This window comes from Citrobacter sp. Marseille-Q6884 (assembly GCF_945906775.1).
Taxonomy (GTDB): domain Bacteria; phylum Pseudomonadota; class Gammaproteobacteria; order Enterobacterales; family Enterobacteriaceae; genus Citrobacter.
In genome coordinates this window covers 1,504,539-1,517,053 of sequence record NZ_CAMDRE010000002.1, presented here as the reverse complement: position 1 = coordinate 1,517,053, position 12,515 = coordinate 1,504,539, and the positions used below count along the sequence as shown (strand labels likewise).

The following is a 12,515-nucleotide window of genomic DNA, read 5'->3' as shown; positions in this document are numbered from 1 at the left end:
TTGTGGTTGACCTTTCTGGCACTGAGTGCGTAGGCCCATGAGGTGGAATTTTGCTATGAGCGAAGTACGGGTGACTACATAAATATGTATATAAATATACGGAGTCTAATTTATGAATGAAATGTTGCGTAAATTATATTTGGCTAATATGGATATGCAAAAGGCCTTCTATAATGAAAATGAATCGTTAAATTTATGTGGGCCTTTGTGCGTAAACGTTAGTGAATATAGCAAACAAAAAACGAAGTTGATGATTATTGGGCAGGAAACTCATGGTTGGTGCAACTCCTTAACCTTACAGGATCAACTTGATACATATGAAGCGTTTAATTTTGGTTCTTCATATGTCAGTTCTCCCTTTTGGAATGTAACCCGGAAATTAGAGAGGGCTTTAGATATAAAACCTTATGCAATAGCCTGGTCAAACATTAATCGCTTTGACTGTGATGAGGGATCACCCGATGGTACTGCGATTGAAGCGTCTATCAAGAATTTCGATTTTATCTTAAAAGAAGAAATTGAAGTGCTCTCACCGGATGTTTGTATTCTGTTCACAAATCGAAAATATGATAGCAGATTATCCGATTTATTTAGTGGCCTGGTGTTTAAGGATATCGATGAGCTCCCAGTGTCGCACTTTGCAAAATTGAATCATCCATTATTGCCAGCATTTACAATAAGGGCTCCACATCCAAAAACAATTCGAATGATGTCTTGGGAAAATGATTTTCTGGAATACATTAGAAATCATCATGCTAGGGAAGGTGCGAATAAGCAGGTCATTTCTTCCCAAGCTGACTCGCTGATTAAAATTTCGCGGATCTGGGCCGATTTTTTTCCCGCAAACACATCGAATCAGCCTATTTAGGCTATTTTTTCCACCATTTCTGGCGTTATTTCCGGTTTTTACTGAGATCTCTCCCACTGACGTATCATTTGGTCCACCCGAAACAGGTTGGCCAGGGTGAATAACATCGCCAGTTGGTTATCGTTTTTCAGCAGCCCTTTGTATCTGGCTTTCACGAAGCCGAACTGCCGCTTGATGATGCGAAACGGGTGCTCCACCCTGGCACGGATGCTGGCTTTCATGTATTCGATGTTGATGGCCGTTTTGTTCTTGCGCGGATGCTGCTTCAAGGTTTTTACCTTGCCGGGACGCTCGGCGATCAGCCAGTCCACATCCACCTCGGCCAGCTCCTCGCGCTGTGGCGCTCCTTGGTAGCCGGCATCGGCTGAGACAAATTGCTCCTCTCCATGAAGCAGATTACCCAGCTGATTGAGGTCATGCTCGTTGGCCGCGGTGGTGACTAGGCTGTGGGTCAGGCCACTCTTGGCATCGACACCAATGTGGGCCTTCATGCCAAAGTGCCACTGATTGCCTTTCTTGGTCTGATGCATCTCCGGATCGCGTTGCTGCTCTTTGTTCTTGGTAGAGCTGGGTGCCTCAATGATGGTGGCATCCACCAAAGTGCCTTGGGTCATCATGACGCCTGCTTCGGCCAGCCAGCGATTGATGGTCTTGAACAATTGACGGGCCAGTTGATGCTGCTCGAGCAGGTGGCGGAAATTCATGATGGTGGTGCGATCCGGCAGGGCGCTATCCAGGGATAATCGGGCAAACAGGCGCATGGAGGCGATTTCGTACAGGGCATCTTCCATGGCACCGTCGCTCAGGTTGTACCAATGCTGCATGCAGTGAATACGCAGCATGGTCTCCAGCGGATAGGGCCGTCGGCCATTGCCCGCCTTGGGATAAAACGGCTCGATGACTTCCACCATGTTTTGCCATGGCAGAATCTGCTCCATGCGGGAGAGGAAAATCTCTTTTCGGGTCTGACGGCGCTTAGTGCTGAATTCACTATCGGCGAAGGTGAGTTGATGGCTCATGATGTCCCTCTGGGATGCGCTCCGGATGAATATGATGATCTCATATCAGGAACTTGTTCGCACCTTCCCTAGCTCTTGCCAGGACTACGTATGAAGGTTTGGAGGGATTTATTAAAATAATCGCACTTAGAATTCAGGGCGATTTTTTACAAAGCAAAGATGTCGTAAGGTCGCCCATGCGCATCATTGGGGCGTAGTGGCCTGACCCAAATTGATTCACATATGGCGGTATGAGTCATGCCCGCTATTAGCGCTAACCAGCGACAAGAAAAGGGCACATAGCTTTTCTCATTAAGGCTCTATGAACTGAAGAGTGTCAGTATGGATTCTCATGTCAGTCACAACAGCTGAAAGGATGATGGTTAACAGTGGCTGCAAGGGCTGGGTATGAGGCGATTTGGCCGGACAGGAAACCCCAGATGTCGATAGCACCTGGGGCATGAGGTTTGAGGCTATGGCGAGTCGTTACATCCAATGTCTTTATGTTTGGCCCAGTCAACCATCCCCTGGAAATCCACGATGACGACGGATTCATCTCCTACCACCCAGGCATCATGACCGGGAGGGATGCGCGACAAACCGCCGGGCAGACAATCAAATTCACTACCATCATCCATTTTTACTCTGAGCACCCCGGCAACGTGATACTGAAAATGCGGGGCTTCACAACTCTCCGTTCCGGCAATGGGCTGAACGGATGTTGCCCATCGCCAGCCCGGTTCCAGTACTGCACGCCCGACGATCGCACCGCCTATATTGACCAGTTCCAGCCGTCCATGCGGAAACTCGCGAATTTCGTCTGGCGTACCAAATGATTTCACTTCTGCTTTGTCCATTGCGCACCTCCTTAGATTGATTACGCACATGGCCGCTCTTAAATTATACTCGCCGTGGTTGTTTTTTGTGCACATCGAGGTGGGGATGAGAGGAAAATGGCAACAGGGCGCTGCCGATTTTTGCCGTGCAGTTAGTCATAGTAGACCCAATCAGCGTAAAATAGCGGGCATCTACCGGTGCTACACCGCTAACCGACTAAAGTGAATATTTAATGAAACACAAACATGCGCTTTCTGAGCTGTGCTTACAGATGCTGGAATCCGGGGCGAATCGCCGTACCGTGAAGCGCGCGCTGACCGCGCGTCGTGTAAAGGGACGCCAGGCGGTTGTTCTGTTGTGTAAGCAAGAGATGGTGCTGCTGAGAGCCGGTAAGATCGGCCTGTAAAGCGAGGCCGATACAGATACGCATTTCGGGTTCAGCAGGATGCGCGTTGGGGGCGATCAGCTCGCTTCCAGCATGCTAAAACTGACAATCCGCGAACGCCCAAGCGCTTTTGCACGATAGAGTGCAACATCCGCAGCGCGCAACAGGTTGTCGCTTTGAGCGTGCAGCGGATAGCTGGCAACGCCTATAGAGACATCAATCGGGCCAATATCTGACACACCAAAGCGTAGCGCCAGCTCGTGTACGCCGTTGTAAATATCCGTCGCTAAGCGGTTAGCGGCTTCTTCGTTCATATCAGGCAGCAACACTAAAAACTCTTCGCCACCATAGCGAAACGCCATCCCGCTATCGTGCACGACACGTTGAATGACAGCGGCAACGCTCTTGATCACGCCGTCACCGGCTTCGTGACCAAAACGGTCGTTAATGTTTTTGAAGTGATCGATGTCGATCATCAGGCAACTGACGGCCTCTTTATGGCGTATCGCGTGACTCATCTGCGAACGCAGAGTGTCTTCCAGATGATGACGGTTACGCAGTCCGGTCAGCGGATCGTAGAGCGCTTTTTCCAGCAGTGCATCGCGCAGACGTTGGTTGGCTAATGCAAGACCGAGTGCCTCTGCCATCAGTTCCAGATACGCGCGCGAAGGTGTGGTTTCATCGCTGAGATTTTGCAAAGAAAGCAGGCCAATAGCCTCACCCTGGGCTATCAGCGGAACACACAGAGAATGATCCTGGCACGATGCCGGCAAGTGGTAGCAGGTAATATCCGGCTCGCCATTGACCGGTGGATGGCTCTGTCCACGGCGTACTGCCCAGCACTCATCCGGGTGAAACGTCTCCGCTTCTGTCTGCGGTGAAAGCCATTTGGCGACACAGCGCATCTGCCAGGGTTCTCTGTCGAGAATATAAAGTTGTCCGGCAACACCCGGCGCTATATTGGGGGCGAAGCGTTCCACGACATTGACCACGTCGGCAAAATTTTCACAACCCTGCAAACGCTGGGTCATGCGCGCCAGCAGTTCACGAATGGCCCAGTCGGCATCACGTTCTTTTTCCAGCCGTTGGCGAGCCAGTCCGTTTTCGCGAAAAATCCGGATCGCTTGCGCCATATCGCCGATCTCATCAATCTGGCTAAAGTTGGGTGTTTCAACGGCATAATCTTGCGATGCCAGCCGATGAACAACGTCGCTCAGACGCACGACGGGGCGCAGTACACGGCGCTTTAAAATGAAGCCAAGCACAAACAAAAACAGAAGCGCTGTCAGCCCGACCATCACTTCGGACAGCGTACGCAGCGTTCGGGACGCCTGTGTTGCCTCCTTGATGGCGTGACGCACGCGGGTATCAAGCATTTGGCGGAAATGGTCGATCTGAGCCTGTGCACGTTCGAGCTGTTGTTCATACGGTTTGCCATAGAGCAGGGCAATGGCTTGTGATGCTTCTCCACGCGCGACGCGGGAAATGGCTGTTTCTTGCTCATTCTGTAGCGCATCGATAATTTGCAACCCTTCATGCAGCAGCGCCAATTCTTCGCCCGTTGCTCCGGCGTCTTTCAGTTTCGTCAGACGATGCTCAACGTTGATCAGCGACGTTTCTTTCTGACGATAGGTATCCAGAGATGCCGGATCTTTAGTGGTAACGTACAGTCGCGCGAGATCGGACAGCGACCAGGCGTCAATTTCCACCTCTTCGGTCAGTTGATCGAAAATATACCGCTGCTCCACCGCCTGGCGCTCTGTATTATCTGCGCCAGAGGCCATCAGCATGACCACGCCGGAGGCGATGGTCAGGCAAACCGTTGCGCTGTAGGCCCAGTTTGTGATTGTGGCAATTCTCACCTGTTAGTTCCTTCTGCGCCGATTAATGAATAAGCATGATTGCAATTATAGGAAACGCATGATTTAGCGTGAAAATAAAAAGGCGGCCAAAGGCCGCCTTCTGTTATCGTCATGCGATGCTAAATCTGCAGTGTTTTTTCCTGTTATCACCCCGGTTTGCTTGTTACGGCAAGGCGCTGTCAGGTATTCGGCGTATCAGTTATCAGGAAGTGCCTGGGCGACGTCTGGCAACCCAATAAGGGCATTAATTGCCGACGTGAAATGCGTTTGCATGGCTTCGCCTGCGCCAGCGACATCGCGCTGGCACACTTTGTCTACAATGTTCTGATGAACATCAATGATTTGCTTTCGGCGATCGCTGATGTCATGCGCATCTAAACCTGCGGCGATAGAGGTTTCCAGTGCGGCGCGCAGTGCCTGTAACAAGAGTGCGTATAGCGGATTTCCTGACATTTCGGCAAGGATGAGATGAAAACGGGCGTCATGAATAATGAATTGCTGATGATCGCCAAAAACCTCGCGTATTTTCTCCATTTCCGCCTGCAGCCGGACGAAATCATCTTCGGAACCGTTTTGCGCCGCCAGCATGGCCGAGTGCACTTCCAGCGTACTGCGCAGGGCAAGGATCTGACTGGCAGAAATCTGCTGGGTGACCATCGAATAATTGAAAATGGTTTCCAGCGCACTGGAATTGACGGTCTGCACGCGAGGATGTTTTCCACTACTGATATCCAGAATACCCAACGTCGATAACGCCTGAAACGCTTCGCGCACGACACCACGACTCACGCCCAGGGTTTCGATTAATTGTTTTTCGCTGGGGACCTTTGAGCCGGGTTCCAGTTTTTGAGTGGTAATGAGATTGAGGATGTAGGCTCTGACCTGATCGGAGAGGGTACTTTTCTCGATAACAGGTTTTATCATATTCATTCCACGACTCTCTTCGTTCGATTGCCGACTGATGGCGGGTGTCGGCAGGGTTAGGTTTCATGAGCACATCATGTTATTGACGCTTCCGCATGCGGTCCGGGAAACACCATAGAACAGGGAAAACCCGCTGATTATATCCGGTTGTTTCGATACATCCACTACAACCAGGACGTTAGCGGTAAATAACAGCCATTCATTTCAATACCTTCCTCCTTCATTCATCGGAACGGGACTGCGCAAAAATACGACAGCGATCACATCAGTAAGCTGAGTGTCTTTTCACCTTCTCGATCTTTCGCTAACCTGTCTGACAGGTAGACAGTATGATATGAATAATACGAATGATAAAGGGGTAGTGGATATGTGTGAGAGCGATAAGACGTTATTTGCAGAAATTAAGACCAACCTGTGCACGGCACTGCTGGGTGATGTGCTGGATAGCATTGGATTACAACATCAATTTCTTGACCCGTGCCTGCAGCCGCTGGCGAATCACATGCGTATTGCCGGACGGGCAATGCCGGTGCTTGAGGCGGATTATGAGACGTTCCCGGGGGCAAAAACGAACGGGCCTCTCGGTGATAAAGCGTTTGGCGTGATGTTCGAAGCGCTGGATAGCCTGATTGAAAATGAAGTGTATATCGCGAGTGGTTCATCGCCTTCTTATGCACTTTGGGGCGGATTAATGTCCACGCGCGCACAGCATCTCAACGCCGCAGGGGCGATCCTTAATGGCTACTCCAGAGATAAGCATGAGATTCTGGCGCTGGATTTCCCGGTGTTTTCTCGTGGCAGTTACGCTCAGGATCAAAAAGTGAGAGGTAAAGTTCTCGACTACCGTGTTCCGGTTAAAGTCGCAGGCGTTCTGATCACGCCGGGCGATCTGGTGGTTGCCGATGAAGAGGGGGTCTTGATTATTCCCGCAAGCGTTGAAAAAGAGGTCATTGGGCTCGCGCTTGAGAAGAAATCGATGGAAAACAAAGTCCGTGATGCTATTGCCCAGGGAATGGGGGCTGTCGAGGCGTACCAACGCTTTGGCGTAATGTAAGTGACAGATTGTCTCTATGATGCGAGGACATAACTATGTTCAGAAGTAAGCGCTGGAATATTGTTTTCTTCCTCTCGCTGGGCGGGGCGATTAACTACATGGATCGCTCAGCCTTTGCGATAGCGGCACCGATGTTTGCCAGTGATTTAAAACTCACGCCGGGTGAATTAGGGATTATTTTTAGCAGTTTCTCTATCGGTTATGCGCTGTTTAATTTCATTGGGGGCTATGCCTCCGATCGGTATGGTCCCAGGACCGTCTTTACGGTCAGTATGGCTTTTTGGTCACTCTTTTGTGGGCTGATAGGTGCCGCAAGTGGGTTTATCTCCATGCTGGTTATTCGGGTGCTGTTTGGTGCAGGGGAAGGGCCTTTTGCCTCTACGCTAAATAAAATGGTCAATAACTGGTTTCCACGACGTGAAGTCGCCAGTGCGATTGGGATTGCAACAGCCGGTAACCCGTTAGGCGGAGCCATCGCGGGACCGATCATGGGATCGTTGGTTCTGTTTATTGGCTGGCGCCTGGCTTTCGTGGCAATTGCCGTATTGGGTTTTGTGTGGATGATTGGGTGGTTAAAAATTGCCAGAGATAAACCCGAGCAACACCCGACAATTAGCCAGAGTGAATTGCAGTTAATTCAGCAGGGCCAGAAAGCAGAACAGGATGATGAGGCTATTCATGAATCATCTTTGCCACTTTCTTTCTATATTAAACAGCCAACAATTCTGGCGACTGCCTTTGCCTTTTTTGGCTTAAACTATATTCTCTTTTTTTTCCTCTCCTGGTTTCCCAGCTATTTATTGACCTCACAGCATCTCAGTCTGAAGGATATGAGTATTGTCAGCGTGATTCCGTGGCTCCTCGGGTCCATTGGCATGGCTCTGGGCGGGTTTCTGTGTGATTACGTGCTGCGTAAAACGGGTAAGCCGCTGTTATCCCGAAAAATAGTTCTCGTCACCTGCCTTGGGGCTTCCGCCATTTTTGTGATTTGTGTCGGCAATGTCACCAGTGCGATGAGCGCGGTAACGCTGATGGCGTGCGGGATCTTCTTTTTATACCTCTCCGCGACCACGTACTGGGCCATTTTACAGGACACCGTTGCCAGAAAGAATATGGGCGCGGTGGGCGGCGTTGTCCATGCAACCGCAAATATCGCCGGTATTCTTGGGCCGATAGTGACCGGTTATATTATCGAATGGACCGGAGCCTACAACACGGCATTCTTTATTGCCGGAGGCATTGCTGTACTGGGCGCTATTAGCGTTGCGTTCTTTGTTAAACCCATTCAAATAAATGAAAAGAGCAAGGCGACAGTGCTCAGTTAAACGTAATGAATTCACTTTTTCAGAGGAGATATGTCGATGAAACTTGGTTTCGGTCTTTATAAACACATGCTGGATGATGAGCATTTCGCCTTTGCCCGGCAGTGTGGTGCCACGCATATCGTGGTACACATGGTTGATTATTTTAACCAAAATGATCGTTTTTCTCGCTCGAATCAACCCGTGGGCGATACCCAGGGCTGGGGAAAGGCGAAGATGGATGTATGGACGACGGATGAACTGCTCGACATTCGTGCGCGGATGGAAAAATTTGACCTGACTTTCTTCGCCATTGAAAATTTCGAACCCTGCTATTGGGATGACATATTGTTTGATGGTCCAAAAAAATTAGAACAAATTGAAATTGTTAAACAGGTCATTCGTAATGTTGGTGCGGCAGGGATTCCTGTATTTGGTTATAACTTTAGTCTTGCAGGCGTGGCCGGGAGGATACTGGAAAATAAAGCCCGCGGTGGCGCTCAAACCGTTGGTCTGGATGGTCTGAACGAACAGACAGAAAGCCTGCTGCCGGCAAGTATGGCGTGGAATATGGTGGTTGATGAAGATGCCACCGGATTGAGGGAGCCGACCACCACGGAACAGCTTTGGGAACGTCTGGCATGGTTCCTTGAGCAGATTGTTCCTGTTGCGCAGGAAGCCGGGGTGAGATTAGCGGCGCACCCTGATGACCCGCCGCTTGAGCTGGTGCGTGGACAGCCTCGATTAGTCAACCAGCCGCATCTTTATCAAAAACTGCTGGAGATTTATCCGTCCCGGTCGAATGCGCTTGAGTTTTGTCTGGGCACTATCGCTGAAATGTCGCAAGGCGATGTCTACCAGGCCGTTGAACAATATGCGCGTCAGGACGCCATTGCCTACATGCATTTTCGCAACGTGAAAGGGAAGGTTCCTCATTATCATGAGACGTTTATTGATGAAGGGGACATTGATATGCCACGGGTGATACAGATTCTCAAAGAACATCACTATGATGGCGTACTGATCCCCGATCACTCTCCACAAATGAGCTGTGACGCACCGTGGCATGCGGGTATGGCTTATGCGATGGGGTACATGAAAGCCTTAATGCAGGTTATTTAGAGAGACCCTTTGCGGCAGGCATAGTGACTGTGCCTGCTGTTTTTGGGCTCAAAAACGATGACAGCGAATCGCCCCCGAATCCGGTTAATCACCGGATTCGCCAGCGGGCTGAAAATTCGTTATGATCCACGCTCACTCACCCTCCTGGCCGTCTGATGTCCGCAATTGTTGATAACTTTATAGCCCCGCCGTGCCATGACGAGATAGCGATTCTCTATCAGGACGATCACCTGCTGCTGATTAATAAACCGAGTGGGCTCCTCAGCCTGTCGGGGAAAAATCCACAAAACAGTGATTCGGTGCATCACCGGCTGGTGCAGGTTTATCCCGGCTGTACGCTGGTTCACCGACTTGATTTCGGGACTTCCGGGTTGATGGTCATTGCCCGCAATAAAGCGATCAATGCCGCACTTTGCCAACAGTTCAGCCAGCGTACGGTTACCAAGGTGTACAGCGCATTACTCTGCGGTCATGTGGCAGATGATGAAGGGGTGATTGACGCAGCCATCGCCAAAGATCCGGCGCTGTTTCCGCGAATGTCGATTTGCGCCGTTCGTGGCAAGCCTGCGCGTTCCGGCTATCAGGTGGTTGAGCGGTTTAATCACCCACTGGAAGACGGGACGTTGCTGCCGCTGACGCGAGTACAGTTAACCCCGCAGACTGGTCGCACCCATCAGCTCCGTATTCATTGCCAGCAGTTGGGGCATCCGATTTGGGGGTGTGATCTGTATGGTGGACGTCTGTTGCCTGGCACTGAACGGACGCCACGACTGATGCTACATGCCAGTGAATTGCATTTTGTCCACCCCGTCAGCGGTGAGTGGATCAACGCGTGTGATGCCAGTCCGTTCTGAAATCCCAATGAGAACAGCCGCCTGGCGGCGGCTGTGTCGGTGTTATCGCGCTGCGCGCTGTAAAATGATGGATGACGGCTGGCGTTGCAGATAACGCATACGCAACATCATCATGACCGCGGCAGACGTCAGGCCGATAATAAATCCTATCCAGAAGCCTGCCGGTCCCATGCGATCCACCACCAGATCGGTCAGCGCGAGAATATACCCGCTCGGCAATCCCAGAACCCAGTATGCAACAAAGGTAATAAAGAAAATCGAGCGCGTATCTTTATAGCCACGCAGGATCCCGCTGCCAATCACCTGGATAGAGTCCGAGATTTGGTACACGGCGGCCAGCAGCATCAGCTGTGCGGCCAGCGTCACCACTTCGGGATTATTGTTGTAAAGCAGGGCGATGTGCTCACGTAATGTCACGGTGAAGATAGCCGTGATCATCGCCATACAGACACCCACACCCAACCCTGTTCTGGCGGCCGTTTGCGCATCCAGCGTTGAACCTTGACCCAGGCGGTAACCGACGCGAATCGTGACGGCGGCAGCCAGTGACATCGGTAATACAAACATTAACGAGCTAAAGTTCAGCGCGATTTGGTGTCCGGCCACATCCACAATTCCCAGCGGGGAAACCAACAGCGCGACGACGGCAAACAGCGTGACTTCAAAAAATAACGCCAGCGCAATGGGTAAACCCAGTTGGATCAGGCGCTTCATCACTGCTGTGTCCGGTTTTACAAAACCACGCGCATTGCGGATATCGCGCATGGAGCGAGCACGTTTGACGTAGGAAAGCATGGCGATAAACATCACCCAGTACACCGCCGCGGTTGCCACACCACAGCCAACGCCGCCGAGCTCCGGCATGCCCAAATGACCGTAGATGAAAACATAGTTGACCGGAATGTTAACCAACAGGCCGAGAAATCCCATGACCATCGCAGGCTTGGTTTTAGCCAGCCCTTCACACTGGTTACGGGCGACCTGGAAGAATAAATAACCCGGTGCGCCCCACAACAGCGCGCGCAGGTAGCCAACAGCTTTATCTGCCAGCGCGGGATCGATGTTATGCATGGCGCGTATAATGTGTCCTGCGTTCCACAGTACGACCATGATCAGTACGGAGACACAGCCCGCCAGCCAGAAACCCTGGCGTATTTGATGGGCAATTCGGTCACGACGCCCGGAACCATTAAGCTGAGCAATGACCGGGGTTAATGCCAGCAACAGACCGTGACCAAATAAAATGGCGGGTAGCCAGATGGACGTCCCGATGGCAACGGCGGCCATGTCCGTTGCGCTGTATCCGCCAGCCATGACGGTATCGACGAATCCCATTGCGGTTTGGGCGATTTGCGCAAGAATCACCGGTATTGCCAGAGCTAATAACTGACGCGCTTCGCTAACATACTTTTGCACGTGAACACCACTATATTGTTGTTATTTGAGAGACTAAAAAAGCCGCCTTATATGGCAGCAAGAAGAAAATACAGGGGGAATTTCAATCTATTGTAGCGACTAATAAGTAATTCTCCAGTGAAAAAACAGGTGAGGGGGGCGCATCGCTGGCAACCTCTATTTCCACCTGCTATTGTGCTGGGCAGAGATGTATTAATTGAGTTCAGGAGTGACGGGTATGTTTACGGGTATTGTGCAGGGCACCGCGAAACTGGTGTCTATTGATGAAAAACCTAATTTTCGCACGCATGTAGTGGAGTTACCTGAATACATGCTGGATGCGCTGGAGACAGGCGCATCGGTTGCACATAACGGGTGTTGTCTGACCGTGACGGAAATAAACGGCAACCACATCAGCTTCGACCTGATGAAAGAAACGCTGCGTATCACCAATCTCGGTGACCTGAAGGTCGGTGACTGGGTCAACGTTGAGCGTGCCGCCAAATTCAGTGATGAGATCGGTGGGCATTTAATGTCCGGTCATATTATGACGACCGCTGAAGTGTCGAAGATTCTGACCTCCGAGAATAACCGTCAGATATGGTTTAAGGTTCAGGATCCCTCGCTGATGAAATATATCCTGTACAAAGGATTCATCGGTATTGATGGTATTAGCCTGACGGTGGGTGAAGTGACGCCGACGCGCTTTTGCGTGCATTTAATCCCGGAAACGCTAGAGCGCACGACGCTGGGCAAGAAAAAACTGGGTGCGCGGGTGAATATCGAAATCGATCCTCAAACGCAGGCGGTTGTCGATACCGTTGAGCGTGTGCTGGCGGCACGTGAAAGCGCAGTCAGTAAATTAACGGACGAGGCGTAAGCCGAAATGATCGCCCCCGTCGTGTGCGGGGGCAT

At 51.0% G+C, this 12,515-nt stretch carries 12 protein-coding genes; 7 read left to right on the top strand and 5 right to left on the bottom strand.

Annotated elements, in window-relative coordinates; translation table 11 throughout:
- Positions 1-112: 112 nt before the first annotated feature.
- Positions 113-868 (top strand): hypothetical protein, encoded by a 756-nt coding sequence (locus tag N7268_RS22400; RefSeq protein ID WP_260864534.1) that lies wholly within the window; start codon positions 113-115, stop codon positions 866-868.
- Between the two features lie 38 nt (positions 869-906).
- Here N7268_RS22400 and N7268_RS22395 read toward each other — a convergent pair whose 3' ends face one another.
- Together N7268_RS22395 and N7268_RS22390 are read right to left on the bottom strand one after the other, a co-directional pair.
- Positions 907-1,887, bottom strand: a complete 981-nt coding sequence (locus tag N7268_RS22395; RefSeq protein ID WP_000019473.1) for an IS5-like element ISKpn26 family transposase — start codon at positions 1,885-1,887, stop codon at positions 907-909.
- A 452-nt stretch (positions 1,888-2,339) separates the two neighbouring features.
- Positions 2,340-2,723 (bottom strand): cupin domain-containing protein, encoded by a 384-nt coding sequence (locus tag N7268_RS22390; protein ID WP_260864533.1) that lies wholly within the window; start codon positions 2,721-2,723, stop codon positions 2,340-2,342.
- Positions 2,724-2,935: 212 nt separating this feature from the next.
- Between N7268_RS22390 and N7268_RS22385 the strand changes: the two genes are divergently transcribed.
- Positions 2,936-3,109 (top strand): hypothetical protein, encoded by a 174-nt coding sequence (locus tag N7268_RS22385; RefSeq protein ID WP_198904324.1) that lies wholly within the window; start codon positions 2,936-2,938, stop codon positions 3,107-3,109.
- Positions 3,110-3,165: 56 nt separating this feature from the next.
- Here the strand turns inward: N7268_RS22385 and N7268_RS22380 are convergent, their stop codons facing one another.
- The gene (locus N7268_RS22380) at positions 3,166-4,950 is read right to left on the bottom strand and encodes a diguanylate cyclase (protein WP_260864532.1); all 1,785 of its coding nucleotides are present in this window, start codon (positions 4,948-4,950) and stop codon (positions 3,166-3,168) included.
- A 195-nt stretch (positions 4,951-5,145) separates the two neighbouring features.
- Positions 5,146-5,874 (bottom strand): FadR/GntR family transcriptional regulator, encoded by a 729-nt coding sequence (locus N7268_RS22375; RefSeq protein ID WP_260864531.1) that lies wholly within the window; start codon positions 5,872-5,874, stop codon positions 5,146-5,148.
- Between the two features lie 334 nt (positions 5,875-6,208).
- On the opposite strand from N7268_RS22375, the gene N7268_RS22370 reads away from it, so the two are divergent.
- The 4 genes from N7268_RS22370 to N7268_RS22355 all read left to right on the top strand — a co-directional run bounded on the left by N7268_RS22370 (position 6,209) and on the right by N7268_RS22355 (position 10,205).
- Positions 6,209-6,928: an RraA family protein gene (locus N7268_RS22370; RefSeq protein ID WP_260864530.1), complete on the top strand. Its 720-nt coding sequence runs from the start codon at positions 6,209-6,211 to the stop codon at positions 6,926-6,928.
- 35 nt (positions 6,929-6,963) lie between these two features.
- Entirely contained in the window at positions 6,964-8,253 is a 1,290-nt protein-coding gene (locus N7268_RS22365; RefSeq protein ID WP_260864529.1) for an MFS transporter, read from the top strand.
- 36 nt (positions 8,254-8,289) lie between these two features.
- Entirely contained in the window at positions 8,290-9,351 is a 1,062-nt protein-coding gene (locus N7268_RS22360; protein ID WP_260864528.1) for a mannonate dehydratase, read from the top strand.
- 155 nt (positions 9,352-9,506) lie between these two features.
- The gene (locus N7268_RS22355) at positions 9,507-10,205 is read left to right on the top strand and encodes an RluA family pseudouridine synthase (RefSeq protein WP_260864527.1); all 699 of its coding nucleotides are present in this window, start codon (positions 9,507-9,509) and stop codon (positions 10,203-10,205) included.
- Positions 10,206-10,247: 42 nt separating this feature from the next.
- Here N7268_RS22355 and mdtK read toward each other — a convergent pair whose 3' ends face one another.
- Positions 10,248-11,621: an MdtK family multidrug efflux MATE transporter gene (gene mdtK, locus N7268_RS22350; protein ID WP_260864526.1), complete on the bottom strand. Its 1,374-nt coding sequence runs from the start codon at positions 11,619-11,621 to the stop codon at positions 10,248-10,250.
- Between the two features lie 217 nt (positions 11,622-11,838).
- Between mdtK and N7268_RS22345 the strand changes: the two genes are divergently transcribed.
- Positions 11,839-12,480: a riboflavin synthase subunit alpha gene (locus tag N7268_RS22345; protein ID WP_260864525.1), complete on the top strand. Its 642-nt coding sequence runs from the start codon at positions 11,839-11,841 to the stop codon at positions 12,478-12,480.
- The last annotated feature ends 35 nt before the right edge of the window (positions 12,481-12,515 follow it).